The organism is Hoylesella nanceiensis DSM 19126 = JCM 15639 (assembly GCF_000379965.1).
GTDB classification, from domain to species: Bacteria; Bacteroidota; Bacteroidia; order Bacteroidales; family Bacteroidaceae; genus Prevotella; species Prevotella nanceiensis.
Genome location: NZ_KB904327.1, coordinates 207,578 through 234,455 on the forward strand (window position 1 = coordinate 207,578; position 26,878 = coordinate 234,455).

General features: G+C 35.7%; 22 protein-coding genes. 18 read left to right on the forward strand and 4 right to left on the reverse strand.

Going from position 1 to position 26,878, the window contains the following annotated elements; genetic code table 11:
• The first annotated feature begins 39 nt into the window (after positions 1–39).
• From ppdK to A3GM_RS0100965, 10 genes are all read left to right on the forward strand, one after another.
• A complete protein-coding gene (ppdK, locus tag A3GM_RS0100920) occupies positions 40–2,763 on the forward strand; it encodes a pyruvate, phosphate dikinase (RefSeq protein ID WP_018361504.1) in 2,724 nt (907 codons plus the stop codon).
• 554 nt (positions 2,764–3,317) lie between these two features.
• Positions 3,318–3,770, forward strand: a complete 453-nt coding sequence (locus A3GM_RS0100925) for an NfeD family protein (RefSeq protein ID WP_018361505.1) — start codon at positions 3,318–3,320, stop codon at positions 3,768–3,770.
• Between the two features lie 94 nt (positions 3,771–3,864).
• Positions 3,865–4,818: an SPFH domain-containing protein gene (locus A3GM_RS0100930; RefSeq protein ID WP_009227751.1), complete on the forward strand. Its 954-nt coding sequence runs from the start codon at positions 3,865–3,867 to the stop codon at positions 4,816–4,818.
• A gap of 362 nt (positions 4,819–5,180) precedes the next feature.
• Entirely contained in the window at positions 5,181–6,521 is a 1,341-nt protein-coding gene (gene ffh / locus A3GM_RS0100935) for a signal recognition particle protein (protein ID WP_018361506.1), read from the forward strand.
• A 27-nt stretch (positions 6,522–6,548) separates the two neighbouring features.
• The gene (gene folD / locus A3GM_RS0100940) at positions 6,549–7,427 is read left to right on the forward strand and encodes a bifunctional methylenetetrahydrofolate dehydrogenase/methenyltetrahydrofolate cyclohydrolase FolD (protein ID WP_018361507.1); all 879 of its coding nucleotides are present in this window, start codon (positions 6,549–6,551) and stop codon (positions 7,425–7,427) included.
• The gene (locus tag A3GM_RS0100945) at positions 7,427–7,606 is read left to right on the forward strand and encodes a tetratricopeptide repeat protein (RefSeq protein WP_025829749.1); all 180 of its coding nucleotides are present in this window, start codon (positions 7,427–7,429) and stop codon (positions 7,604–7,606) included. Before folD ends, A3GM_RS0100945 begins: the two co-directional genes overlap by 1 nt.
• A gap of 7 nt (positions 7,607–7,613) precedes the next feature.
• On the forward strand, positions 7,614–7,850 hold the full coding sequence (locus A3GM_RS0100950) for a 4Fe-4S dicluster domain-containing protein (protein WP_018361508.1): 237 nt from the start codon (positions 7,614–7,616) through the stop codon (positions 7,848–7,850).
• 6 nt (positions 7,851–7,856) lie between these two features.
• Positions 7,857–8,939 (forward strand): 3-methyl-2-oxobutanoate dehydrogenase subunit VorB, encoded by a 1,083-nt coding sequence (locus A3GM_RS0100955; RefSeq protein WP_018361509.1) that lies wholly within the window; start codon positions 7,857–7,859, stop codon positions 8,937–8,939.
• Positions 8,936–9,706 carry a thiamine pyrophosphate-dependent enzyme gene (locus A3GM_RS0100960; RefSeq protein WP_018361510.1) on the forward strand — a complete coding sequence of 257 codons (771 nt, stop codon included), beginning with the start codon at positions 8,936–8,938 and terminating at the stop codon, positions 9,704–9,706. The genes A3GM_RS0100955 and A3GM_RS0100960 overlap by 4 nt, the downstream gene beginning before the upstream one ends.
• Positions 9,703–10,245 (forward strand): 2-oxoacid:acceptor oxidoreductase family protein, encoded by a 543-nt coding sequence (locus tag A3GM_RS0100965; RefSeq protein WP_018361511.1) that lies wholly within the window; start codon positions 9,703–9,705, stop codon positions 10,243–10,245. The genes A3GM_RS0100960 and A3GM_RS0100965 overlap by 4 nt, the downstream gene beginning before the upstream one ends.
• A gap of 290 nt (positions 10,246–10,535) precedes the next feature.
• Here A3GM_RS0100965 and A3GM_RS0100970 read toward each other — a convergent pair whose 3' ends face one another.
• The 3 genes from A3GM_RS0100970 to A3GM_RS0100985 form a co-directional block, all read right to left on the reverse strand.
• Positions 10,536–12,110: an Rne/Rng family ribonuclease gene (locus A3GM_RS0100970; RefSeq protein ID WP_018361512.1), complete on the reverse strand. Its 1,575-nt coding sequence runs from the start codon at positions 12,108–12,110 to the stop codon at positions 10,536–10,538.
• Positions 12,111–12,372: 262 nt separating this feature from the next.
• Positions 12,373–12,654: an HU family DNA-binding protein gene (locus A3GM_RS0100980; RefSeq protein WP_018361513.1), complete on the reverse strand. Its 282-nt coding sequence runs from the start codon at positions 12,652–12,654 to the stop codon at positions 12,373–12,375.
• A 235-nt stretch (positions 12,655–12,889) separates the two neighbouring features.
• Positions 12,890–14,569 carry a glycoside hydrolase family 10-like protein gene (locus A3GM_RS0100985; RefSeq protein WP_018361514.1) on the reverse strand — a complete coding sequence of 560 codons (1,680 nt, stop codon included), beginning with the start codon at positions 14,567–14,569 and terminating at the stop codon, positions 12,890–12,892.
• Positions 14,570–14,821: 252 nt separating this feature from the next.
• Here A3GM_RS0100985 and A3GM_RS0100990 point away from each other — a divergent pair, with 252 nt between their 5' ends.
• From A3GM_RS0100990 to A3GM_RS0101020, 7 genes are all read left to right on the forward strand, one after another.
• Complete coding sequence (locus A3GM_RS0100990) at positions 14,822–15,094, forward strand: co-chaperone GroES (protein ID WP_025829747.1); 273 nt, start codon at positions 14,822–14,824, stop codon at positions 15,092–15,094.
• Between the two features lie 33 nt (positions 15,095–15,127).
• The gene (gene groL, locus A3GM_RS0100995; protein WP_018361516.1) at positions 15,128–16,756 is read left to right on the forward strand and encodes a chaperonin GroEL; all 1,629 of its coding nucleotides are present in this window, start codon (positions 15,128–15,130) and stop codon (positions 16,754–16,756) included.
• Positions 16,757–17,148: 392 nt separating this feature from the next.
• Positions 17,149–17,577: a hypothetical protein gene (locus A3GM_RS0101000; RefSeq protein ID WP_018361517.1), complete on the forward strand. Its 429-nt coding sequence runs from the start codon at positions 17,149–17,151 to the stop codon at positions 17,575–17,577.
• Positions 17,578–17,627: 50 nt separating this feature from the next.
• On the forward strand, positions 17,628–19,763 hold the full coding sequence (locus A3GM_RS0101005) for a helix-hairpin-helix domain-containing protein (RefSeq protein ID WP_202898614.1): 2,136 nt from the start codon (positions 17,628–17,630) through the stop codon (positions 19,761–19,763).
• A 112-nt stretch (positions 19,764–19,875) separates the two neighbouring features.
• Positions 19,876–20,484: a beta/alpha barrel domain-containing protein gene (locus tag A3GM_RS0101010; RefSeq protein WP_018361519.1), complete on the forward strand. Its 609-nt coding sequence runs from the start codon at positions 19,876–19,878 to the stop codon at positions 20,482–20,484.
• 61 nt (positions 20,485–20,545) lie between these two features.
• A complete protein-coding gene (locus A3GM_RS0101015) occupies positions 20,546–21,484 on the forward strand; it encodes a ribose-phosphate pyrophosphokinase (RefSeq protein ID WP_018361520.1) in 939 nt (312 codons plus the stop codon).
• Between the two features lie 4 nt (positions 21,485–21,488).
• Positions 21,489–22,043 carry a peroxiredoxin family protein gene (locus tag A3GM_RS0101020; RefSeq protein ID WP_025829746.1) on the forward strand — a complete coding sequence of 185 codons (555 nt, stop codon included), beginning with the start codon at positions 21,489–21,491 and terminating at the stop codon, positions 22,041–22,043.
• Positions 22,044–22,145: 102 nt separating this feature from the next.
• On the opposite strand, the gene A3GM_RS0101025 is transcribed toward A3GM_RS0101020, so the two are convergent.
• A complete protein-coding gene (locus A3GM_RS0101025; RefSeq protein ID WP_018361522.1) occupies positions 22,146–22,919 on the reverse strand; it encodes a hypothetical protein in 774 nt (257 codons plus the stop codon).
• 342 nt (positions 22,920–23,261) lie between these two features.
• Here A3GM_RS0101025 and ileS point away from each other — a divergent pair, with 342 nt between their 5' ends.
• Positions 23,262–26,840: an isoleucine--tRNA ligase gene (gene ileS, locus A3GM_RS0101030; RefSeq protein WP_018361523.1), complete on the forward strand. Its 3,579-nt coding sequence runs from the start codon at positions 23,262–23,264 to the stop codon at positions 26,838–26,840.
• Positions 26,841–26,878: the final 38 nt, after the last annotated feature.

The window sequence follows — 26,878 nt, forward strand, 5'->3', positions numbered from 1 at the left end:
GTAATAAGAAACATTAAATGATAATTAAAAAATAAAGCTATGAACGAAAAGAGAGTTTATACTTTTGGCAATGGTAAGGCCGAAGGAAAAGCCGATATGAAAAATCTATTGGGTGGAAAAGGTGCCAATCTTGCTGAAATGAACCTAATAGGAGTGCCCGTTCCTCCTGGATTTACTATTACAACTGATGTATGTAATGAATACTTTGTAAAGGGCAAAGACACCGTTGTCGCTTTGTTGAAAAATGAAGTAGAAAACTCTGTTAAGCATATTGAGGATTTAATGAACTCTAAGTTTGGAGATGTAGAGAATCCTCTTTTACTGAGTGTACGAAGCGGAGCAAGAGCTTCTATGCCTGGTATGATGGACACAATTCTTAACCTTGGTTTGAATGATGAGGTGGTAGAAGGTCTAGCAAGAAAGACAGGTAACAAGCGTTTTGCTTATGATAGCTACCGTCGTTTTGTGCAAATGTATGGTGATGTTGTATTAGGTATGAAGCCTGTAAACAAAGAAGACATCGATCCATTTGAAAAAATCATTATGGATGTCAAAGCACAACGTGGCATTAAGTTGGATAACGATATGACTGTTGAGGAACTTCAACAACTCGTTACCTTATTTAAAGCAGCTATTAAGGAACAAACTGGACTAGATTTCCCAACCAATCCAATGGAACAATTGTGGGGAGCTATTTGTGCAGTATTCGATAGCTGGATGAACGAACGTGCTATCCTATATCGTAAGATGGAAGGAATTCCTGCAGAATGGGGTACTGCTGTTAACGTAATGGCAATGGTATTCGGTAATATGGGTGACTCTTCTGCAACTGGTGTGTGCTTCTCTCGTGACGCATCTACTGGTGAAAACCTTTTCAACGGAGAATATTTGTTGAACGCACAAGGTGAAGACGTTGTTGCAGGTATTCGTACTCCACTACAAATTACCAAAGAAGGTTCTGTACGTTGGGCTCAACTTCAAGGTATAGAAGAAAGCACTCGTGCTGCTGAATATCCTTCTCTTGAAGAAAGAATGCCTGAAATTTATAAGGAACTTGATGCGCTTCAAGATCGTCTAGAAAAGCACTATCATGATATGCAAGATATGGAATTTACTGTTCAAGAAGGTAAATTGTGGTTCTTGCAAACTCGTAATGGTAAGAGAACAGGTACTGCGATGGTTAAAATTGCAATGGATTTGTTAGCTGAAGGCGAAATTGATGAAAAGACAGCATTAAACCGTTGCGAACCAAATAAATTGGATGAGTTACTTCACCCAGTATTCGATAAGATGGCATTATCAAGTGCTAAGGTTCTAACAAGAGGTCTTCCTGCTTCTCCAGGTGCTGCTTGTGGTCAAATAGTATTCTTTGCTGATGATGCTGCAAGATGGAAAGAAGAAGGTAAGGACGTTATTATGGTTCGTATTGAAACTTCTCCTGAAGACCTAGTTGGTATGTCTGCATCACAAGGTATCTTAACTGCAAGAGGTGGTATGACTAGTCACGCTGCTGTAGTTGCTCGTGGTATGGGTAAATGCTGTGTATCTGGAGCAGGTGCAATCAATATCAATTACAAAGCAAGAACTGTAGAAATCGACGGAACAGTATTGAAAGAAGGTGACTACATGTCATTGAATGGAAGTACAGGTGAAGTTTATTTAGGTAAGATAGAAACTAAGCCAGCTGAAGTAACTGGTGACTTTGCAAAACTAATGGAATTGTGTAGCAAATATACACGATTGGTAGTACGTACTAATGCTGATACTCCTCATGATGCGCAAGTTGCTCGTGGCTTCGGAGCTGTAGGTATTGGACTTTGCAGAACAGAGCACATGTTCTTCGAAAACGAGAAGATCAAGGCTATGAGAGAAATGATTTTGGCTCGTACTAAAGAAGGACGTGAAAAGGCATTAGAGAAACTTTTACCTTACCAAAAACAAGATTTCTATGGAATTCTAAAGGCAATGGATGGATATCCAGTAAACATTCGTCTACTAGATCCACCTTTACACGAATTCGTTCCTCATGATCTTGAAGGTCAAAGAATTATGGCTGAAGAGATGGGAGTGAGTGTTGAAGAAATTCAACAACGTGTAAACTCATTGAGCGAGCATAACCCAATGCTTGGACATCGTGGTTGTCGCTTAGGTAATACCTATCCTGAAATCACTGCAATGCAAACAAGAGCTATTCTTGGAGCTGCTATTCAGCTTAAGAAAGAAGGCTTTGATCCTCGTCCAGAGATTATGGTTCCACTTATTGGTATTGTAAACGAGTTTGATAACCAAGAAGCAGTTATCAGAGAAACAGCAGAAAAACTATTTGCTGAAGAAGGTGTAGAACTTTCTTTCCACGTTGGTACTATGATCGAAATTCCACGTGCTGCGCTTACAGCTGACTATATTGCTAAGAAGGCAGAGTACTTTAGTTTCGGAACAAATGACCTCACTCAAATGACTTATGGATATAGTAGAGATGACATTGCTAGCTTCTTACCAACTTATTTAGAGAACAAAATTCTTAAAGTTGACCCATTCCAAGTACTTGACCAAGAAGGTGTTGGTCAGCTAATTGATATGGCTGTTAAGAAGGGACGTGCTACAAAACCAGAGCTAGTATGTGGTATTTGTGGTGAGCATGGTGGTGAACCAGAATCTGTTAAGTTCTGTGATAAGGTCGGATTGAACTATGTGAGCTGTTCTCCATTCCGTGTGCCTATCGCTAGACTTGCAGCGGCACAGGCAGCTTTAGAACATAAGTAATAAACTCTTAAATATCAATCAATTAGGCGGAGTATCACGTGTTTAAAAGGATATTCCGCCTATTTCGTATCACAAAAAGTGTGCATTTCAACTCACTATTTAGGCAGAATGAGCTCAAATGTTTACAATTTGTTTTACAGTTTGTAATACACTGGTTACAGGTCGTTTACAACTATATTTCAATTAATTACAATGATTTACGATTTCTAGTAGCTATCAAATAGGAGCACAGATAAGATTATGAGAGGTTGGTTTATACTAAATATTTATCAAGTGATATAAACTAAGAAAAAGAACTATGTGATAAGGCTCTTGATTATCTGTACTTTTGGGGGATAAATCCTTCGGAAGTCGTAGATAATCAAGTGCTTTATTCTATCGTAATAATAGTAAAAGATTTGGGAACTCAACAAATGATTTTAAGAAGATAGGCTTTTGTGCTTTGAGAAAATGATATTTTGTTCTTTTTGTCGATATATTTGCTTCTAAAAGTTGTCAGTTTCTAATAAAATGACTATCTTTGAACAAATAAACAATAAAAAATATCTATCTTTATGTATGATTTCTTGAATAACAATTTGTGGCTATTCTGGCTTTTTATTGGATTAGTCTGCCTTATTACTGAAATGACCTTGGGCACTTTCTTCGTGCTTTGTTTAGCAATAGGCGCATTTTTAACCGTTATTTTTTCACTACTTTCATGTCCATTTTGGTTTCAAATAGTTGCTTTCGCAGTACTTTCTGTGGTAAGTATATTCTTTGTGCGCCCTGTGATGATACGTTTTTTGCACAAAGAGCATAATGAACGTCTTAGTAATGTAGATGCACTCATTGGTAGAGTAGGAGTCGTTATTGAAGATATCAAAGGCGAATCAAATGGCTATGTTAAGATAGATGGAGACGAATGGCGTGCCGTGAGTTGCGATAGCAGTGATATTTTGAATGGCGAAAGAGTAAGAGTTGTGAAGATGGATAGTCTCGTTGTGACGGTAGAACGTTTGAATTAATAACTCACAAGTAGTACCTTTCGAATAGAAAAATAGATTGATAGAAAATAAAAGCATTAATTATAAACATTATTAATAACTAAAATACTCAGTTATGATTGATTTCACTTATGTAATAATTGCACTCGTTGTACTTGCAGTTATCTTTATTAAAATGTCGGTTGTGATTATTCCACAGTCAGAAACACGCATCATCGAGCGTTTAGGAAAATACTATGCAACCTTAAAACCAGGTATTAATATTATTATTCCTTTTATCGATAGAGCAAAGATAATAATGACATTAAATAGAGGAAGATACGTTTATTCTAGTACAATCGACCTACGTGAACAAGTATATGACTTTGATAAGCAGAATGTTATTACCAAAGACAATATTCAAATGCAAATTAATGCATTGTTGTATTTCCAAATTGTAGATCCATTTAAGGCGGTTTATGAAATTAATAACTTGCCAAACGCTATTGAAAAGCTAACTCAAACAACACTAAGAAATATCATTGGTGAACTAGAATTAGACCAGACTTTAACTTCTCGTGACACCATTAACACAAAACTTCGTGCAGTGTTAGATGATGCTACCAATAAGTGGGGTATCAAAGTAAATCGTGTAGAACTTCAAGATATTACACCTCCAGTAAGCGTATTGCAAGCAATGGAAAAGCAAATGCAGGCAGAACGTAATAAACGTGCTACCATTTTGAACTCTGAAGGAGAAAAGGCTGCAGTGGTTTTACGCTCTGAAGGTGAAAAGACATCAATGATTAATAGAGCCGAAGCGTCTAAACAACAAGCCATATTAAAGGCTGAAGGAGAGGCTCAAGCACGTATTAGAAAAGCCGAAGCCGAAGCAATTGCAATTAAACAAATTACAGAAGCTGTCGGAGATACATCAAATCCTGCCAATTATTTGTTAGCTCAAAAGTATATTGCAATGCTACAAGAACTTGCAACAGGCGATAAGACAAAAACAGTTTACTTGCCTTATGAAGCAACAAATCTCCTTGGTAGTATCGGAGGCATTAAAGATTTATTTAAATCAGAATAGTAATTTATGTTGCTGCTAGAATTCTTTTAAGATACACAGCACATTCAGTTGCAGATTTATAAAGAGTGGGGAAGAAGCCAAAAATGAATGATTCTCGTCTTTGTAAATCTGCTTCTATTGTAGAAATAAATAAACACTAAAACGTAAAAGCGTAAGAAAGTAACAAAACTTGGTTGAGGAGAAATTATAAGAAAAGTGATATTCTTATAGCTTTGTTTTTTATGCACATCATTTTCTTATGTGCGCATTTTAAAAGGAAACTATTTTAAAATACATTAAAAGCAAGTTCACTCTTTAAAATATAACCATTTTATTAGTTACTTTTGTGGTATTAGAAAATAAAAAATAAGAAAAAAGAAAATATGTTTGAAAATTTAAGCGATAGACTTGAACGTTCATTTAAGATATTAAAGGGCGAAGGCAAGATAACAGAGATTAATGTTGCAGAGACACTTAAGGATGTTAGACGTGCCCTTTTGGATGCCGACGTAAACTTTAAAGTGGCGAAAAGCTTTACAGATACAGTGAAGCAAAAAGCTATGGGTATGAATGTGCTTACCGCAGTGAAGCCAAGTCAACTCATGGTGAAAATCGTTCACGATGAATTAGCAGAATTGATGGGTGGTGAAACCGCTGAAGTGAAGCTAACAGGTCATCCTTCAGTTATCTTGATGAGCGGTTTGCAAGGTTCGGGTAAAACAACCTTTACAGGTAAACTCGCTAATCTTTTAAAGACAAAACAAAATAAAAAGCCTTTACTTGTAGCGTGTGACGTTTATCGTCCAGCTGCTATTGAACAGCTAAAGGTTGTTGGAGAGCAAATTGGAGTTCCCGTTTATTCTGAAATAGAGAATAAGAATGTAGTAGAAATTGCTCAACATGGTATTCAAGAAGCTAAGGCTAAAGGCTATGATGTTGTGCTTATAGACACCGCAGGACGATTAGCTATTGACGAAGAGATGATGAATGAAATCTCTAAGCTGAAAGAATCGGTTCAACCAACAGAAACATTGTTTGTTGTTGACTCAATGACTGGACAAGATGCAGTGAATACTGCAAAAGAGTTCAATGATAGATTAGATTTCGATGGCGTTGTACTTACCAAGTTAGATGGTGATACTCGTGGTGGAGCTGCATTGTCAATACGAACAGTTGTTACTAAACCTATTAAGTTTGTGGGTACAGGTGAGAAGATGGAAGCAATTGATTTATTCCATCCTTCACGTATGGCAGACCGTATTTTGGGTATGGGTGACATCGTATCTCTAGTGGAAAGAGCTCAAGAACAATTTGATGAAGAAGAAGCAAAACGCTTACAAAAGAAGATTCAAAAGAACAAGTTTGACTTTAATGACTTCTTAAAGCAAATTGAACAGATAAAGAAAATGGGTAATTTAAAAGACCTTGCATCGATGATTCCTGGTGTTGGAAAGGCGGTGAAGGACTTAGATATTGATGATAATGCATTTAAAGGTGTAGAAGCTATCATCAAGAGTATGACCCCAAAAGAAAGAACAAACCCTGAAATTATTAATACAAGTCGTCGCCAACGCATTGCTAAAGGCTCAGGAACCGATATTCAAGAGGTGAATAGATTGATGAAACAATTCGATCAAACACGAAAGATGATGAAGATGGTAACAGGCAATGGCATGGCGAATATGATGAATAGAATGAAGGGAATGAAGATGCCCGGAATGTAAATAATGACTAATTAAAATATTCTTATCATGCAACTCATAGATGGAAAAGCTGTTGCAGCTGCTATAAAAGAAGAAATTGCAGCTGAAGTAAAAAGTATTATGGCAAGTGGAGGTAAGCAACCACACCTTGCAGCGGTACTTGTTGGTCATGACGGAGGTAGCGAAACCTATGTAAAGAATAAGGTCTTAGCATGCGAACAATGCGGCTTTAAGTCTACATTAATTCGTTTTGAAGACGATATTACAGAAGAAGAACTTCTCAATTGTGTGAAGCAGTTAAACGAAGATAGTGATGTTGATGGTTTTATTGTGCAATTACCATTGCCAAAACATATCAATGAGCAACGTATAATCGAAGCAATAGACTATCGAAAAGATGTAGATGGATTCCATCCAATTAATGTTGGACGAATGAGTATCGGTCTTCCTTGCTTCATTTCTGCCACTCCTTTAGGTATCATCACATTACTTCAACGCTATAATATTCAAACATCAGGAAAAAGATGCGTTGTATTAGGTAGAAGTAATATTGTAGGTAAGCCTATGGCTCAATTGATGTTGCAAAAGGAATATGGTGATTCTACTGTAACAGTGTGCCACTCTCGTACCAAAAATATAGAAGAAATATGCCGAGAAGCAGATATTATTATAGCTGCAATTGGTATCCCTGACTTCGTAAAAGAAAATATGGTGAAAGAAGGAGCCGTTGTTATTGATGTAGGAACAACAAGAGTTCCAGATGCAACAAGAAAGTCGGGATTTAGATTAAGCGGTGATGTTGATTTTGAGAACGTATCTTCTAAGTGTTCATTTATTACACCTGTACCAGGTGGAGTTGGACCTATGACAATATGTTCTCTTATGAAAAACACATTAATAGCGGGCAAGAAGGAATATTATAAATGATGAACGCACAAGAATTTTACGATTTAGGTTGTCTTCATCAACAGAAAGGAAATCTACAAGAAGCATTGTCTTGCTATATGCAGGCAATAGAACTAGATCCCAATTCACCAGCCGTTGAGGCTAAAAAGATACTTGATAGTATTTTCAATTTTTATTGCAAAGACATTTATAATCCATAGTTTAGAAATGAGTAAGATGAAAGGTGCCATTGTAGTGGACACTGATCGTTGCAAGGGTTGTATGCTCTGCGTAGTTGCATGCCCTAAAGACGTGATTTCATTAACACAGAACAAGGTTAATGTTTCAGGCTATTCTTATGCTGAATCCATACATCCTGACGATTGTGTTGGATGTGCAGCATGTGGAATTGTGTGTCCTGATGGCTGTATAACCGTATACAGAACAAAAGAAGAGAAAGGGTAAACCTTTATGAACGAACAAGAAATTAAATTGATGAAGGGTAATGAAGCCATTGCGCATGCCGCTATTCGATGTGGATGCGATGGTTATTTCGGTTACCCAATAACCCCTCAAAGTGAGATAATAGAAACCTTAGCACAGCTTAAACCGTGGGAAACAACTGGTATGGTGGTGCTACAAGCAGAGAGCGAAGTGGCTTCTATTAACATGCTTTATGGTGGAGGAGGCTCTGGAAAGAGAGTTATGACGACCTCATCTTCGCCTGGTATTGCGTTAATGCAAGAGGGAATATCTTATATGGCTGGTGCGGAAGTACCAGGAGTTATTGTTAATGTACAGCGAGGAGGTCCTGGATTGGGAACCATTCAGCCCTCTCAAAGTGACTACTTCCAAGCTACTCGTGGTGGAGGTAATGGCGATTACAATGTAATTGTGCTTGCTCCTAACTCAGTACAAGAGATGGCAGACTTTGTTGATGATGCCTTTGAACTGGCTTTCAAATATCGAAATCCAGTGATGATATTAAGCGATGGTATCATAGGACAAATGATGGAAAAGGTAGTTTTGCCTCCTTTTAAGCCACGAAAGACAGAAGAAGAAATTATAAAAGAATGTCCATGGGCATCTACAGGTAAAAGAAAAGATCGTGATGTAAATGTTATTACATCATTAGAGCTTATGCCCGATGCTATGGAAAAACATAATCATCGTCTACAAAGCAAGTATCAAACAATAAAAGAGAACGAAGTGCGTTACGAATTAACGCATAATGAAAATGCAGATTATTTAATTGTTGCCTTTGGTAGTGCAGCTCGAATTGCAGAAAACGCTATTGAAGTAGCAAAAGAAGAAGGTTTGCATATTGCTCTTTTCCGTCCTATTACTTTGTGGCCTTTCCCTGAAAAAGAATTGAGAGAAGCCATAAAAGGAAAGAAAGGTTTGTTAGTTGTTGAGATAAATGCAGGACAAATGGTTGAAGACGTACGTCTTTCTGTTGGCGAGAATATCAAAGTAGCACAGTTTGGACGTCTTGGAGGAATTGTTCCTGAACCAGAGGAGATTATAAAAGCATTAAAGGAGAGAATACAATGAACAGAGAAGCTATTATAGATCCTAAGAATTTGGTGTATGAAAAGCCCAAATTGATGAATGATAGTAAGATGCATTATTGTCCAGGTTGTTCTCATGGGGTGGTTCATAAGCTTGTTGCTGAGGTGATCAACGAAATGGGAATGGAAGAAAATGCAATTGGAGTATCTCCTGTTGGATGTGCAGTTTTCGCTTACAAGTATATAGATATAGACTGGCAAGAGGCTCCACATGGTCGTGCTCCAGCCATTGCAACTGGTATAAAACGCTTATGGCAAAACAAATTGGTGTTTACCTATCAGGGAGATGGCGACTTGGCATGTATTGGAACTGCTGAAACTATCCACGCATTAAATAGAGGTGAGAATATAACCATCATCTTTATCAATAATGCTATTTATGGTATGACAGGTGGACAGATGGCTCCAACAACTCTATTAGGACAGCCAACATCAACTTGTCCTTTTGGTAGAGATGCTGATTTGCATGGTTATCCGCTTAATATGAGTGACCTTGCAAGTAGACTTCAAGGTACTTGTTATGTCACAAGACAAAGTGTTGAAACAGTAGGAGCTATCGCAAAAGCAAAAAAAGCCATTCGCAAAGCGTTTGAAATGTCAATGGAAGGCAAAGGTTCTTCATTGGTAGAGATTGTTGCAACCTGTAGTAGTGGTTGGAAAATGACTCCAGTTGATGCTAATAAATGGATGCAAGATAATTTGTTTGACCAATATCCAAAGGGAGATTTAAAAGACATTACAAAGCTATGAAGAAAGAATTTATAATTGCAGGATTTGGTGGACAGGGTGTACTTTCTATGGGAAAGATGCTTGCCTACACAGGCTTGATGGAAGATAAAGAGGTGACTTGGATGCCTGCTTATGGTCCTGAACAACGAGGTGGAACAGCAAACGTAACTGTAATTGTTAGTGACAATAGAATATCATCACCTATTTTAAGTAAGTATGATGTTGCAGTAGTCCTTAATCAGCCATCTTTAGATAAGTTTGAACCTAAGGTAAAGGAAGGTGGAATATTGATATATGACGGCAACGGAATAATCAATCCTCCTAAAAGAAAAGATATACAAGTATATCGAATTGATGCAATGAAGAAGGCTATAGAATTGAAGAATGCTAAAGTTTTCAATATGATTGTATTAGGAGGAATGCTTAAGGTTTGTCCTATTGTAAGTGTTCAAGGTTTGGAGAAAGCATTGTTTAAATCGCTTCCTGAACGCCACCACCACCTTATTCCTTTGAACATGAAGGCGGTGAATGTAGGTCTTGAATCTATTGAGCAGCAATAAAAGTATATAAAGAATACTTGTTTCAATAAGATTCGTATTCTGTCAATTTATAAAAGCATTGTTATTGTCACTTAAAAGCTATGTTCTTTGGGTGTAATAACAATGCTTTTAATTATTAATATGTCTCAAGTTACAAATGAAAGAGTAGGGGAATACGAGTAAGATAATGTGAAGGGTGTTATTTTATAGGTAAGAATACAAATTAAATAGACATTTGATATTATCTATATACGATGGATATTAAAAAGAAAACTGGAAAATGTAATAATGCTTACATCTTCCAGTTTTCTTTATTTTGTTTCTATTTCTTCTTGCATATCGATAAATTGCTTTTGATCATCGAAGAACTCATATTGTAGAAAGGCAAGTTTTTGTGAAGGAATTACATGAACTCCAAAGCCATATTTAAATTGCCATTTTCTTTTGATTGAGATGAGACCTTTGTTGATATATGCAGCAACATAAGGATGTACATGAAGAAAGAATTTCTTGATACCAATCTTATTGACTAGTCGGTCGATTTTACTCTCTAGTTGTTCTGTAAATAAAACACTCGATCTAATTTTGCCTTTACCAAAACAAGTGGGGCATGTTTCTTCAACATTGACGTCCATTGCTGGTCGAACTCGTTGACGAGTAATCTGCATTAAGCCGAACTTACTTAGAGGAAGAATGTTGTGACGTGCTCTATCTTTTTGCATGTTCTTACACATTCTTTCGTATAATAGTTGTCGATCTTCTGCTAAATGCATATCAATGAAGTCGATAACAATAATACCACCCATATCTCTAAGTCTTAATTGACGAGCAAGTTCGTCTGCAGCACCAAGGTTTACGTCTAGTGCATTGGCTTCTTGACCACTTTCAGAGCGTGTTCTATTTCCACTATTAACATCTACCACATGTAGTGCTTCGGTATGTTCAATGATGAGGTAAGCCCCATGTTTATAATTAATTGTCTTACCGAAACTAGATTTAATCTGTTTAGTGACATTGAAGTTATCAAAAATTGGCACTGAACCTGAGTACATTTTTACAATTGATTCTTTCTCAGGTGCTATGAGTCCGATGTAATTTTTTACTTCATTAAAGACTTCATTGTCATTAACATAAATATTTTCGAAAGAGGAGTTAAATAGGTCTCTTAGTAGAGCTATTGTTCTTCCTGTCTCTTCATAGATGAGTTGAGGACGCTTTTGTGTCTTCTGTACTTTGGTAATAGCAGCTTCCCAACGTTTGTTGAGGATTTTTAATTCAGCGTCTAGTTCAGCAACTCGTTTGCCTTCTGCTACGGTTCTAACAATAACACCGCAGTTTTGTGGCTTAATACTGTGGATAAGTTGTTTTAGTCTTGCACGTTCTTCGCCACTCTTAATCTTTGAAGAAACTGATACTTGGTTACTGAATGGAATTAAAACCAAATATCTTCCGGCAAAGCTAAGTTCTCCTGTTAATCGAGGACCTTTGGTAGATATTGGTTCTTTAACAATCTGAACTAATACCTCTTGTCCAACACTTAGAGTATTTTGAATGCTGTTATCCTTTTTTATATCAGGTAACTTTGTTGCCTTCGAGAATGGGAATAAGCGTTTTCTATCGCTCTGTACTTGTTTTAAATACTTATCGTAAGAGTTAAATTGGCTTCCTAAGTCAAGATAATGAAGAAAGGCATCGCGCTCATAACCTAAATCAACAAAGCACGCATTGAGCCCAGGCATAAGCTTTTTTACTTTAGCAATGTAAACATTACCAACAGAAAAAGAAGCTGAACGAGGCTCTGTTTGATACTCTACCAGGTTTTTGTCTTCAAGTAAAGCAATAGAGATCTCTTTCTCTTGTGCATCAATTATGATTTCACTTGTCATTCTTTTCTTCCTGCTTAGTTTAAAATTGAAAGGGTATGTCAAAAATATTCTGATGAAATCTCTGACATACCCCTCTTTCGATAGACGTTAGAGGGCAATTATTTGCTCTTATGTCTATTCTTTCTTAATCTCTTTTTACGTTTGTGAGTAGCCATCTTGTGGCCCTTTTTCTTTTTACCGTTTGGCATAATTGTATTGTTTTAAAATTATTATTGTGTTATTTTAATCTCTTAATCTTATATCCTTCGATGCAGATTGGGGATTATCCTTGCTTCATTTTTTCAGCAAAACTCTTTGCTGGTTTGAAACTTGGGAAGTCATGTGCATCAATAGTCATAGTGGTATTCTTAAGAATATTGCGTGCAGTTTTTGCTGCTCTGTGCTTAATTATAAAACTACCAAATCCTCGAAGATACACGTTTTCCTTTTTGTTGAGTAGGCTATCCTTGATAGTTCCCATCAAACTCTCAACAACAACTGCAACGTCTTTCTTTTGTAAGCCTGTTGATAAGGCTATTTCATTAATGATATCCGCTTTTGTCATTTTATCTTTTCTTTTTATATATCTTTTTCCTTATTCTCCAAATAAGGTGTGCAAATATACGATTTTTCGATGTTATATGGAAATTTATTATTACTTTTTTCTCATAAATGCCTGTTAATCTTGCATTTTTACATCATTCTGTATCAGTATTTTGGTATTTCTAACGAAAGATTCTTTTATCTTTTGATATTTATTTTTAATCTTCTGTCTGTCAATGTCATTTGATATTCTTCTGTTATTTTGTCCTAAAATATCCTATAATACTTCCTTTGTTGTGCTTATTGATAGTTCTTAAGACGTATTCTCCTTGTGGAATACCCTTTATATTTACTTTGTTATCCTTTATACTTCTTGTGTATAATGGAGTTCCTTGTAGCGTTTCAATAGCAACAAGTGATGATGTGTATTGCATATCTTGTGATAGTAGGACGCTATTTTCAGTCGTATTGAGCCACAATAGGGGTGCTTCTACAGTGTAAATGCTATTCTTTTTCTCTTGAATAGCATTGCTTTCGTTGCCATATCTGTCCATTGCTGTCACGGCATAGAATAGCTTGTCATTATTAGGAATGGTGGTAGTCTCTTCTTTTAAGCGTGTTTGAACAAGGTTTCCAGGGTTATTGATGTCTACAGGGAACTTGTTATCGGCATATATATTATATAATAGGTAGGGAGCATTACTGTTATCTTTTGCGCCACTCCATGATATTTTGCCATTAGTCTTGTCTACATTTATGGTTTGAGGAGCACTTGGTGCAACATTATGACGCCATGTTATAGCAGGAATAAGGGCAGGATATCTATTATAATCGTTTGCCACGAAAGAGTAGAGTCCTTTTAAATTATCTGTAAAGAACTTACTTCTAAAGTAAGCATTGCCAAGATGATATTGTCTTAAAACATTGAGTTCTTGTGTAATTGTTTCAAGACTCCAATTCTTTTCCTTTGGATCCATAAAGTAAATACCTAGTCCTGGAGCGATAGTCTTGCCGTAGTTGTTCTCTGCCCAGTCTATTGCGAATGGATAAAACTGGTTTCCTTTGAAATACATCATAGGATATAACTCATCCATAAGATTGTCTTTTAACCATAATTGGGCATCTTGACATACCTTGTGATAGGCATTCCAACCATGACTCCAATATCTACTAAGATCGTTAAACTTTCCAATAGGAGAGCAACTCATCTTAACCCATGGCTTGAGTCCATATACCTTTGAACTTATAGCTTTTACAATGTTGGTGATATGGTTTCTTCCTGTTTCTCTAGAAACCTTTATGTTCCATGTCTCAGGATAACGAATATAGTCCAAATGTATGCCGTCAATATCATATTTGTTTGTTATTTCTCCGCAAATATCAGCAAGATATTGAGCAGTTTGAGGATTTTCCATGTCCATAAAACCTTCTTCTCCAATCTTTTTCACTAAAGCAGGATATCTATTGCGAAGATTTTTACAGCCTGCTTGATTCCATTTACCGATAGGAATGGTTACAATCCATGCCTGAATTTCCATACCTCTTTTATGACATTCTTCGATAGCAAACTCTAAAGCATCATATCCTGGTGACTTGTTAGGCACACCTGACAAGCATCCGTCCCATGGTTCGTAATCTGAAGAATATACAACAGTACCTCTAATACGTGTTTGGAATAAGACAGTATTGATGCCTGCTGCTTTTAATTGGTCGAGTATTATTTGTAATTCTTTCTTTTGTTTGCTGATTGAAGCAGGATTTTGAGCATAATTATGGGGCCAATCTAATCCGCCAATAGTGGTTAGCCACACTGCACGAACTTCTCTTTTAGGTGATAAACCCGATTGAAAGTTGAATAAAGCAGAATTGAAAGATGTTTGACCTTTTATTGTTTGTATTGCAAATAATGTCAATATTAGAAATAGAACCTTTTTCATTTGTATAAATATTTCACACACTTGTGTTTTAATATGTTGTTTATAAACCGTTTGCAAAGATAGCATAATTATTAGAAATAGCTCTATCACTTAGGCAAAATATATGTTATAGAATGGCTTAATAATTCAATATTAAGCAGAAATGATTTGCAATTTTATTGTCAAATTACTGCCAAATGTGTCTTTGGCATAGTTTTTGATAATTCAGGTTGCAAGAAAATAATATAAGTAATAAATATAAATTTAATGATTATGAATATTAAACCATTGGCAGACAGAGTGCTTGTACTACCTGCACAAGCTGAAGAAAAAGTAGGAGGAATCATTATTCCTGACACAGCAAAAGAGAAACCATTAAAGGGAAACGTTGTTGCTGTTGGCGAAGGAACTAAAGATGAGCCTATGATTTTGAAGGAAGGTGATGAAGTTCTTTATGGAAAATATAGTGGTACAGAACTTGAATTAGAAGGAGTTAAATACCTTATAATGCGTCAAAGTGATGTATTGGCAGTTTTTAATAAATAAAAATACAGAACAACAATATAAATAATTATCATTATGGCTAAAGAAATTAAATTCAATATAGATGCACGTGATCTTTTAAAACGTGGTGTAGACCAACTTGCAGATGCTGTAAAAGTAACCTTAGGTCCTAAAGGTCGCAATGTAGTTATCGAGAAAAAGTTTGGTGCTCCACTTATTACTAAGGACGGAGTGAGCGTTGCAAAGGAGATAGAACTAGAGGATAAATTTGAAAATACTGGTGCTCAACTTGTTAAAAGTGTAGCAAGTAAGACTGGAGATGACGCTGGTGATGGAACAACAACTGCAACTATCTTGACTCAAGCGATTGTAACTGAAGGTTTAAAAAATGTAACTGCAGGTGCTAATCCAATGGATCTTAAGAGAGGTATTGATAAGGCTGTGAAGACAGTTGTTGATTATATCAAAACTAACTCTGAGCAAGTAGGAGACAATTATGATAAGATTGAGCAAGTTGCAACAGTGTCAGCGAACAACGATCCTGAAATAGGTAAGTTGCTTGCAGATGCAATGCGCAAGGTAAGTAAAGACGGAGTGATTACTATTGAGGAAAGTAAAAGCCGTGAAACTTATATTAACGTAGTTGAAGGTATGCAGTTTGACAGAGGTTATCTCTCTGGTTATTTCGTAACAGATTCTGAAAAAATGGAGTGTGTTATGGACAATCCATACATTCTTATCTATGATAAAAAGATCAGTAACATCAAAGATTTCCTTCCAATTCTTCAACCTGCAGCAGAAACAGGCAGACCTTTATTGGTGATTGCAGAGGACGTTGACAGTGAAGCTTTGACTACTTTGGTAGTAAACCGTCTACGTGCTGGTTTGAAGATTTGTGCAGTTAAGGCTCCAGGTTTTGGTGATCGTCGTAAAGCTATGCTTGAAGATATCGCTATTTTAACAGGTGGAACTGTTATAAGTGAAGAGAAAGGATTGAAGCTTGAACAAGCAACTCTTGAAATGTTAGGTACTGCAGAGAAAGTAACTATCGATAAAGAGAACACAACTATCGTAAATGGTGCAGGCTCAAAGGAAAGCATTCAAGATCGTGTTAACCAAATAAAGAATGAAATTGCAAGTACAACAAGCTCTTATGATAAAGAAAAGTTGCAAGAAAGACTTGCTAAATTAGCCGGTGGTGTAGCTGTTCTTTATGTTGGTGCAAATAGCGAAGTCGAGATGAAAGAAAAGAAAGACCGTGTTGATGACGCTTTCTATGCAACTCGTGCAGCTATTGAAGAAGGTGTAGTTGCTGGTGGTGGCTCTACTTATATCCATGCTCTTGACGCACTAAAAGAACTTAAGGGTGATAACCAAGACGAACAAACAGGTATCAACATCGTTGAGCGTGCAATCGAAGAACCATTGCGTCAGATTGTAGCTAATGCAGGTGGAGAAGGTGCTGTCGTTGTTCAAAAGGTGCGTGAAGGTAAGAATGACTTCGGCTATAACGCAAGAACAGATGTTTATGAGGATCTACGTAAGGCTGGAGTTATCGATCCTGCAAAGGTTTCTCGTGTGGCTTTAGAGAATGCAGCATCAATTGCTGGAATGTTCTTAACAACTGAATGTATCATAGTTGATAAGCCAGAAGATAACGCAATGCCTGCAATGGGACAACCAGGAATGGGTGGAATGATGTAAAAATAATTATTTCTAACATAGGAATGAGGGTGAAGCATTTATTGTTTTACCCTCTTTTTATGTCTTAAAATTCATCTTTTGATGTAAAATAACTACCCTTTTGATCGATAATAGCAATTGTTTTGTTGTCTAATAGCAGTCCTTTTATTATTAAAATACTATTTTTATAGCATGATATTAATCCTTCTGCTATCAACTTATTTACCCTCGGGTTTTATCATAAATGAGTATATAATGTATTATTTGTCAGTTATTTTTTATCTATGTCGTAAAAAATGTATATTTTTGTTTGTATTTCTTTCTTGTATCTATTATCTTTGTAAAACCATAAAATAAAGACTGCTAAGTTGGAAATTACTAAATACTAAACAACTATAAATCAATCTATCACCATGCGTAATATATTTATAATTCTTTTTACCCTTTTATGTGTTGCAACTTCTTGTTCTAAAGTTGATAAGAAAACGCAAAATAAGCCCAAACAAGAGGTGAATAATGGTGCCCGCTACGAATTGTATCCAACACAAAACATGTGGACCTTCTTAAAACTTGATACAAAGACCGGAAAGATATGGCAGGTTCAATATAGTCTTGAGTCAGGAAAGCAAGGCGAATGGGTATTGAACGACCAATCTTTAACTCAGAATAGTGAAGGTGAAAACGGACGTTTTGAACTTTATTCAACTAGCAATATCTATAATTTTATGTTGCTTGACCATTTTAATGGTAAGACTTATCAAGTGCAATGGAGTCAAAAAGAAGAGCTTCGTATGGTTGTTCCCATAACAGATGCAGCTGTTTTGCAGGGCGACTCAATATAGAAAATCTTCCTACCTTTATTATAAATAAGCCAAACTAACCTTTTTGAAATATGGATGATAGTCGATTATCATCAAAATGGTGCTATCCAACACTTTGTAAGTTATTAGTTGCACTTTGCATAACTATTCTTTTAATCTTTAAAAGTATAGGTATAAGGCGATATGCTTTTTATTTTTGTATTTCGAAAACAACTCTTCTACGACTCGTTTTCATCGTTTGTACTTACTTTTCTGTAGCTTTAGTTCATGCTCAATCAAAGACCGACTGGGTAAAAGACTATGAAGAGTTTGTAAATATAAATATGTTAGAGCACGAAGCAGCACAAGAGTTATATGATGTTCTAAGTGAGCATGCTGATAATAAAATGAGTATCAACTCTATAACAAAAGAAGAGTTAGAGGCTTTAACTTTTTTATCTGGAGAGCAAATAGAAGGCATTGTTGAGTATGTTTATAAGTATAAGCCATTAAAAACACTTTCCGAATTGGTTTTGGTTGAGCCTTTAGATGCTGTAAGTCGGAATCTTTTGCTTCATTTCTTAACCCTTGATGCCATTCAAGCAGAAACTTTTCCAGGGTTTGAAACGGCCTTTAAGTATGGACATTCAACTTTTATGGCTATGGCAAAAGTGCCTTTAGAAAAGCAAAACCTCAGCGGAAATAGATACTTAGGCTATGCTCTTAAACATCAATTGCGTTATAAATTTCAGTTTTCAGATTATTTAAAGGTGGGTTTTACGACTTCTCAAGACATGGGGGAACCATTCTTTCAATATAAGAATAAAGATGGATACGATTTCTACTCTTATTATCTTGCATTGCAGCGAGTTGGTATTATCAAGCAAATGGTGATAGGACGGTATCGTTTAAAAACAGGAATGGGACTTGTTATCAATAATGATTTCAACTTTGGAAAACAGATATCACTTGCAAGTATCGATAAAGTCAACACCAACGTAAGGGGTCATTCTTCGGCTTCTTCTGCTAATTTTATGCAAGGGTTAGCTACTACTTTAAGCTGGTCGAAATGCTTTGAAACAACATTATGGACGTCTTATAGGGCTGTTGATGCTACTTTAACCAAAGACAAAGAGTCTATTGTAACCCTTTTAAAGACAGGATTGCACCGCACAGAGAGTGAGATGGATAGAAAAAATAATGCTTATCAATGGGTGGGAGGATTGAGAGTTGGTTGGAAGAGAAATGGATTTGGAGTTGGATTAACAACGGCATTCACAGGATTTAGTAAACCTCTTCTTCCTAATAAAAATCAAATATACAAGCAGTTCTATCCTGAAGGTTCTACCTTTTATAATATAGGAGTAGACTATAGCTATTTAAGTAGGCGAGTGGTGGTACATGGTGAGACGGCAATGAATAATCAGAAAGCCTTTGCAACTATTAATTCAATCAATTACCAGTTAACAAGTTTACTAAAACTTACCTTGCTTCAAAGATGGTATAGCTATCGATACTATTCTCTTTTAGGTAATGCTTTTAATGAAGGAAGACATCTACAAAATGAAAGTGGCTTGTTTTTAGGTGCTTCTTATAATCCCATTCAATCTTTATCTATAACAGGTTATGTAGATTTTGCTTATTTCCCCTGGCCTAAATATCAAATATCAGAAGCCTCTTGGGCTGTCGAGCCATTTCTAAGTGTCAAGTTGCAGCAAAAAAAATGGACCTACTTATTGCGCTATAAATGTAAAATGAGACCGAAAGAGGATAAGAAGAATGAGTTAATAACCAATGAAATAATTCATAAAGCCCGCTTTTCTTTGGGATATGATGGAATTCAATGGGGTACACAAACAAACTTCGATGTGGTTTATCATCATTTTTTAGAGAATAGTTTAGGGTGGAGATTGGAACAAAGTGGATTCTTTAAAACTAATACTTGTAATATCTTTGGAACTATTTCTTATTACAATACCGATGATTATGATAGTAGGATATATGCTTATGAGCGTGGTCTTCTTTATCAATTTTCTTTTCCTATGTTCTATGGAAAAGGTTTTCACTATGCATTAGGTAATCGTTGGGATATCAATAATAGTTTAATGCTCATTGCAAAGGTAAGTGGTTCTTTTTATCATCATAATAAGAAAATCAATAGAAAAGATGCTGTAAATGTGAAAGAATCTAAGAATTATGTAGAGATGCAATTGCGTTGGAAATTTTGATAATAGCTCATTTCGTTTTAATTATTTTCAACTAAAGATGTAATTATGTAGGATATAATTGCTTGTTATCTGTTTTTTTTATACTTTTGTAGTGCCAATAAAACAAATGCAGATGAAACTCGCAGTAATGACCCATTCTACATTCTTTGTAGAAGAAGATAAAATACTTACAACTCTCTTCAACGAGGGTATGGAAAATCTACATCTTTGTAAATGGGAAGCATCTCCAATTTATTCAGAAAGATTGCTTTCTTTATTGAATGAGGATAATAGAAAAAGAACAACCGTTCATGATAATTTTTATTTGAAGAATGAGTTTGAACTCGGAGGAATACATCTTGACACTATTGATACACCAATACCAGAAGGATACAAGGGGAAAGTTAGTAGAACATGTGGCGATCTTTCGTTGTTAAAAGACACCGTAAAGATTTCTAAATATGTGTTTTTCTCGAACTTCCTTTTGCCTAAACAAGAAAATTCAGATACTAAAACATACTCTTTAGACCTTTTAGAAAAGGCTGCAAAGAGTGGTTATATAAATAAAAATGTGTACGCAATGGGCAATATTAATTTAGAAACTATACCTGTTGCGAAGGCATTAGGCTTTGGAGGAGTTGTGCTGTGTGAAGATCTTTGGAATAGATTTGATATTCAAAACCAAACTGATTACAGAGATTTAATTCATCATTTCCAAAAGATAAAAAGAGCCATAGGTTAATAAGTAACAAATAAATTCAGAATAATTATATATCGATTCTTATTTCTAAAATATTAAGATGATGAGTGAAAATAACTCTTTTTTAATTTTCTCGGGCACTAGTTCGAGATATCTTGCAGAGAAAATCTGTAAAAGTTTAAATTGTCCTTTGGGTAATTTAGTCGTTACTCGCTTCTCAGATGGTGAGTTTGCGGTATCTTATGAGGAGTCTATTCGTGGACGAGATGTATTCTTGGTACAGAGTACTTTCCCTACTTCAGACAACTTGATGGAGCTTTTGCTCATGATAGATGCAGCAAAACGTGCGTCAGCTCGTAATATTATTGCTGTTATTCCTTACTTTGGTTGGGCACGTCAAGATAGAAAAGACAAGCCTAGAGTTAGTATTGGAGCAAAGCTTATTGCTGATCTTTTAATGGTTGCAGGTATCGATCGTCTTATAACAATGGATCTTCATGCAGACCAAATTCAAGGTTTCTTCGATGTTCCTGTAGATCACCTTTATGCTTCTGGAGTTATTTTACCTTATCTTCAAAGCCTAAAACTAGACAATTTAGTTATTGCTAGTCCTGATGTTGGTGGTAGTAAGCGTGCTAATACTTATGCAAAATACTTAGGATGTCCGCTTGTTTTGTGTAACAAGACACGTGCTCGTGCTAATGTTGTAGACACAATGCAGATTATTGGTGATGTCGTAGGAAAGAATGTTGTTATTGTTGACGACATGGTTGATACAGCAGGAACAATTGCAAAGGCTGCAGATATTATGAAAGAAGCTGGAGCATTGAGCGTACGTGCATGTGCTTCACACTGTGTAATGAGTGGTCCTGCAACAGAAAGAGTAAATGCTTCTGCCTTAGAAGAAATTGTTTTCACTGATTCTATTCCTTATTGCAAGGATAGTTCAAAGGTAAAACAACTTTCAGTTGCTGACATGTTTGCTGAGACAATACGCAGAGTTGTTTCTAATGAAAGTATTTCTTCACAATATTTAGTGTAAAAGTATGAAAATGAAGTATTTATTCTTTGCAATAATTGCATCAGTTTGTTTAGTAGGTTGTAAGAAGAAAGAAGCGAAACCTGTAATTGCTTCAACTGAAGAGGTGAGCGATTCTACAAACTATACACCTACTGTAGAGATGATAAAAGATTTTACTATGACTAGTGTTAATGGTAAAAAGATATCATTAAAAGATGAAGTTGCAAAGCACGAAATTACAATTGTAGATTTTTGGGCAAGCTGGTGCGGACCTTGTATGCATGAAGTTCCTAATCTTGTTAGTTTATATAACAAATATAAAGACTGTGGGCTTGGTATCGTTGGCATTTCTTTAGATGAAGATGAAGATAGCTGGAAGAGTGCAATTGAAGAGAATAAAATGTCGTGGACACAACTTTCTGACCTTCAAGGATGGGATAATGCAGCCGCAAGATTATATGGAGTAGAATCTATTCCACATATCTTAGTAGTTAATAAGAAAGGTGAGATTATCGCAAAAGATCTTAGAGGTGAAGATCTTAAGAGTTGTATTGAAGATCAGCAGTTCTGTGAAAACTAAATACTTTATATAAAATATAACTTTAATCCCGATGCCATATATTTAAAATAGTATCGGGATTTTTGTTTAATTAAAATAGAGTAGATGCGTATAAGTATTGACTTATGCATCTTTTGCACCACGTTCTGTAAGCTCTTTTGTTATTCTTTTAGCTTCTTCTCCTTTTAGATTATGGCTTTCAAGATAGTTCTTGAGTATTAGTGTCTTCTCCTTAAAGTCAAAGTCTTTAGATAGTTTACCAATCAAAGTTCTTAGTGGAAGATTTCTAAAATATAGATTCTCATCCCCAATGCCTACTCTTGAAGAATACATTAGATAACTTTTATCTCTAAGATCTTCTTCTTTATCTGCTAAGAAAAGTGCTTGTTTGTTCTCTATAAAAGGAAAAATAGCACTCATCGTGAAACCTCCTTTTCTTTTATTTTCAAAGAAACTAGGATCTATGATATTGAGTTTCTGATTAATCAGCTGAACAAAGTGAGTTAAAACGTTATTAGGACCGAAAAGTATTGTGCCGTCTTCGAATCTTGCACTGCGAATAAGTACACTATAAAAATAATTATCAGAGTTGGAAAGAACAATACCCATGCACACTCTATTATCCATCTTATATTTACTTGTCGCATCTTTTCCGAGCCGATGAACATACAACTCGCCAAAATGATTCTTTTGAATTTCATTTAAATGGACATAACAATCTTCGAAAACTTGAGGTTTAAAATAATAGTTCTCGATCTCGATAGGATAGCATCTTATTCCTTCAACTTCTATCATATACTTACTTAATATTAGCTTAGATGTTTCATTTAAACTATTTAATATAACATCTTTATTATCAGAATCTTTTATTTTATATAATAACTCATTAAGTGTCATGTCTAAACCTCCTACTTTTAAATTCTAATTATTACAAGATCGAGCGAAGAAATAAGCAATTTACGATGTAAACTTTCTCTTTCTTATTTAAAATAACTAATAGTCAAAGGTAGTAAAAAGACCAATAATATCAATAATAAGAGCTATATTTTAAGCTAAAAAAACATTTGATAAAAGTTTCTTTTGATGGAATTAAATGTAAAAGGAGAATTCTTTTTACAAATGAATATTGTCAATAGGGTATAATGAAAATGCAACTAGACTTTTAAAAATTTGTTGTTAATATATTTTTTTGTTACCTTTGCCACCTAGTAAATTAACGATAAAAACAATATTAAGTATATGAGTAAGATATTTGCAGAATATTCTGGTCTGGATTTAACAAAGACCAATAATGAAATATTGGCTGCATGGCAGTCTAAAGACATCTTCCATCGCTCAATAGAAGAACGTGAAGGTTGTCCAGAATTTGTGTTCTTTGAAGGTCCACCCTCTGCAAATGGTCACCCAGGTATACACCATGTTCTAGCAAGAGCAATTAAAGATACCTTTAACCGTTATAAAACGATGAAAGGTTTTCAAGTTCATCGTAAAGCAGGTTGGGACACACATGGTCTTCCTGTTGAACTTGGTGTAGAGAAAGAGCTAGGTATTACAAAGAAAGATATCGACAATAAAGCATCTGATAAATATATTTCTGTAGAAGAGTATAACCACAAGTGCCGTGAGAATGTAATGAAATTTACAGAAGAGTGGCGTGAGTTGACAGAGAAGATGGGTTATTTTGTAGACCTAGAACATCCTTATATCACATACGAAAACAAGTATATTGAAACTCTTTGGTGGCTTTTAAAGCAATTCTATACAAAGGGATATCTATATAAAGGTTATACTATTCAGCCTTATTCACCAGGCGCTGGAACAGGATTGTCAAGTCATGAGTTGAACCAACCAGGCTGTTATAGAGATGTAAAAGATACAGTTGTAACTGCATTATTTAAGGTCGCAGAACCAAAGAGCGAATGGACAGAGTGGGGAACTCCATATTTTATGGCGTGGACAACAACCCCTTGGACTCTTCCTTCTAATACAGCTTTGTGTGTTGGACCAAACATTGACTATGTAGCAGTTCAAACATACAATCCATATAACGCACAACCTGTTACTCTTATATTGGCAGAATCTCGTTTAAATGCTTATCTAAGTGCAGAAGGAAAAGACCTTCCTCTAAACGAATATAAGCAAGGTGACAAAGTTATTCCTTATAAAGTAATTGGTAGTTATAAGGGTAGTGAACTCGTAGGAATACATTATTATCAATTAATGCCATGGGTAAAACCAAGTGCAAAGTTAGATAATAATGCTGCAGAGTTTGTTACTCGTTTTGCAGAAGCTCATCCTGAAAATGTATTTACATCTGAAAACGGAAAAGAACGCTTTGTTGAAATGTCTCAAGAAGCATTCCGTGTTATTCCAGGAGACTATGTAACAACAGAAGATGGTGCCGGTATTGTACACATTGCAAATACCTTTGGTGCTGATGATGCTAAGGTTGCAAACGATGCGGGCATTCCTCCTGTTATCTTAATCAATAGGAAAGGCGAAACACGTCCTATGGTTGATCTACAAGGTAAATATTATACTGTAGATGAACTAGATGACAACTTCGTTGCAAAATGTGTTGATGTTGAGGCTTATCAACATCATGCTGGAGACTATGTGAAGAACGCTTATGCTCCAGAATTTAACGTAAACGGATATGATGAGAAAGCTGCTAATGCTGCAGAAGATCTCAACTTGATTATAGCTCTCGAAATGAAGGCAGAAGGAACAGCGTTCAAAATAGAGAAGCACGTACACAACTATCCTCATTGTTGGCGTACTGACAAGCCAGTTCTTTATTATCCACTAGATAGTTGGTTTATAAAGAGTACAGCTAAGAAGGCTAGAATGTTTGAATTGAACAAGACAATTAACTGGCAACCTGAATCAACTGGTACAGGAAGATTTGGTAATTGGCTTGAAAATCTAAACGACTGGAACTTATCTCGTTCTCGTTTCTGGGGTACACCACTACCTATATGGAAAGATGAAGATGGTGAAGAAAAGTGTATTGGCTCGTTAGAAGAGTTGTATAATGAGGTTGAAGAGGCTGTAAAAGCAGGCTTTATGTCTTCAAACCCATTGAAAGATAATGGCTTTGTTCCTGGAGATTACTCAAAAGAGAATTACGATAAGGTAGATCTTCATCGTCCTTATGTTGATAATATCGTTCTTGTTAGTAGCAAAGGAAAGGTAATGACCCGTGAAACCGACCTCGTAGACGTTTGGTTTGACTCTGGTGCTATGCCTTATGCACAGGTGCATTATCCTTTTGAAAATAAGGATTTGATAGATAAAGGTCTTGCTTTCCCCGCAGACTTTATCAATGAAGGTGTAGACCAAACACGTGGTTGGTTCTTCACTCTACATGCAATTGCAACCATGATATTTGATAGTGTTGCCTTTAAGAACGTTATTTCAACAGGTCTTGTACTTGACTCTAAGGGTAATAAGATGAGTAAGCACGTTGGTAATGTGGTGAATCCATTTGATATGATAGAAAAGTATGGAGCAGATTCTGTACGTTTCTACATGATGACCAATAGTGAACCATGGGATAATCTTAAGTTCGATAAAGAGGGAGTAGACGAAGTTCGTCGTAAATTTTTCGGTACTTTATATAACACTTATTCATTCTTTGCTCTTTATGCCAATGTTGATGGATTCTCATTTGCAGAGAAAGAAATTCCATTGAATGAGCGTCCAGAGATTGATAGATGGATATTATCTTGCTTACACACATTGATTCGTAATGTAGATAAGGAGCTTTCTGAATACAGTCCTACTAAAGCAGGTCGTTTGATTGATGCTTTTGTGAATGATGATTTATCAAACTGGTATGTAAGATTGAACAGAAAACGTTTCTGGGGTAAAGAAATGAGCACAGATAAACTAAGTGCTTATCAAACTCTTTACACATGTTTGGAAACTATTTCGAAATTATTAGCGCCATTTGCACCATTCTTTGCAGATAGATTATATTGCGACTTAATGTCTGCAACACATCGTGAAGCATTTGATTCTGTACACTTAGCACATTATCCAGAGGCTAAAGAAGAATATATTGATCATGACCTTGAAGAGCGAATGAGCATTGCTCAAAAGATAACATCAATGATTTTGGCTCTTAGAAGAAAGGTAAATATCAAGGTGCGTCAGCCACTTCAGCAGATAATGGTTCCTGCAGTTGATGATGAGCAACGTAAACATATCGAGGCTATTGCAGAGCTTGTTAAGAACGAAGTGAATGTAAAAGAACTAAACTTCATCGAAGGTGATGGTGTTTTAGTGAAGAAAATAAAATGTAACTTCCGTACTCTTGGTAAGAAATATGGTAAGTTAATGAAAGACATTGCTAATAAAGTGAATACTCTAACACAAGAAGATATTCTTGAAATAGAGCGTAGCTTGAAAGAAAAAGCAAACTATGTTCTTGGAGTTATTGCAGAACAAGAAGTGATTCTCGAGAAAGAAGATGTTGAAATCATTAACGAAGACATTCCAGGATGGTTGGTTGCAAACGAAGGTAACGTAACAGTTGCCCTTGAAGTTGAATTAACTGAAGAGTTATTACAAGAAGGTTTGGCTCGTGAGTTGATTAATCGTATTCAAAATATGCGTAAAGATAATGGTCTAGAAATAACAGACCGTATCGATATTGTGGTTGCAGAACATGACAAAATGCACGCTGCAATTGACCATTATGGAGAATATATCAAAGGTCAAGTGTTAGCTGATAATATCACAATTGCAGCTAATGACGGTGAAGAAGTTGATTTTGATGACTTTAAACTTAATATAAAGATCCAGAAAGTATAACGGAAAGTAATTTAGAAATTAAAAAACAAGGATTAATC

Excerpts from the sequence above, each read along its gene's own strand:
- A3GM_RS0101020 (WP_025829746.1), top strand. The coding sequence starts at position 21,489 with ATGAAAATGAAGTATTTATTCTTTGCAATAATTGCATCAGTTTGTTTA.
- A3GM_RS0100985 (WP_018361514.1), bottom strand. The coding sequence starts at position 14,569 with ATGAAAAAGGTTCTATTTCTAATATTGACATTATTTGCAATACAAACA.
- A3GM_RS0101010 (WP_018361519.1), top strand. The coding sequence starts at position 19,876 with ATGAAACTCGCAGTAATGACCCATTCTACATTCTTTGTAGAAGAAGAT.
- A3GM_RS0100990 (WP_025829747.1), top strand. The coding sequence starts at position 14,822 with ATGAATATTAAACCATTGGCAGACAGAGTGCTTGTACTACCTGCACAA.
- A3GM_RS0100930 (WP_009227751.1), top strand. The coding sequence starts at position 3,865 with ATGATTGATTTCACTTATGTAATAATTGCACTCGTTGTACTTGCAGTT.
- A3GM_RS0100945 (WP_025829749.1), top strand. The coding sequence starts at position 7,427 with ATGAACGCACAAGAATTTTACGATTTAGGTTGTCTTCATCAACAGAAA.
- folD (WP_018361507.1), top strand. The coding sequence starts at position 6,549 with ATGCAACTCATAGATGGAAAAGCTGTTGCAGCTGCTATAAAAGAAGAA.
- ffh (WP_018361506.1), top strand. The coding sequence starts at position 5,181 with ATGTTTGAAAATTTAAGCGATAGACTTGAACGTTCATTTAAGATATTA.
- ppdK (WP_018361504.1), top strand. The coding sequence starts at position 40 with ATGAACGAAAAGAGAGTTTATACTTTTGGCAATGGTAAGGCCGAAGGA.
- ileS (WP_018361523.1), top strand. The coding sequence starts at position 23,262 with ATGAGTAAGATATTTGCAGAATATTCTGGTCTGGATTTAACAAAGACC.
- A3GM_RS0101000 (WP_018361517.1), top strand. The coding sequence starts at position 17,149 with ATGCGTAATATATTTATAATTCTTTTTACCCTTTTATGTGTTGCAACT.
- A3GM_RS0100980 (WP_018361513.1), bottom strand. The coding sequence starts at position 12,654 with ATGACAAAAGCGGATATCATTAATGAAATAGCCTTATCAACAGGCTTA.
- A3GM_RS0101005 (WP_202898614.1), top strand. The coding sequence starts at position 17,628 with ATGGATGATAGTCGATTATCATCAAAATGGTGCTATCCAACACTTTGT.
- A3GM_RS0100950 (WP_018361508.1), top strand. The coding sequence starts at position 7,614 with ATGAGTAAGATGAAAGGTGCCATTGTAGTGGACACTGATCGTTGCAAG.
- A3GM_RS0100925 (WP_018361505.1), top strand. The coding sequence starts at position 3,318 with ATGTATGATTTCTTGAATAACAATTTGTGGCTATTCTGGCTTTTTATT.
- A3GM_RS0101015 (WP_018361520.1), top strand. The coding sequence starts at position 20,546 with ATGAGTGAAAATAACTCTTTTTTAATTTTCTCGGGCACTAGTTCGAGA.
- A3GM_RS0100965 (WP_018361511.1), top strand. The coding sequence starts at position 9,703 with ATGAAGAAAGAATTTATAATTGCAGGATTTGGTGGACAGGGTGTACTT.
- groL (WP_018361516.1), top strand. The coding sequence starts at position 15,128 with ATGGCTAAAGAAATTAAATTCAATATAGATGCACGTGATCTTTTAAAA.
- A3GM_RS0100955 (WP_018361509.1), top strand. The coding sequence starts at position 7,857 with ATGAACGAACAAGAAATTAAATTGATGAAGGGTAATGAAGCCATTGCG.
- A3GM_RS0100960 (WP_018361510.1), top strand. The coding sequence starts at position 8,936 with ATGAACAGAGAAGCTATTATAGATCCTAAGAATTTGGTGTATGAAAAG.
- A3GM_RS0100970 (WP_018361512.1), bottom strand. The coding sequence starts at position 12,110 with ATGACAAGTGAAATCATAATTGATGCACAAGAGAAAGAGATCTCTATT.
- A3GM_RS0101025 (WP_018361522.1), bottom strand. The coding sequence starts at position 22,919 with ATGACACTTAATGAGTTATTATATAAAATAAAAGATTCTGATAATAAA.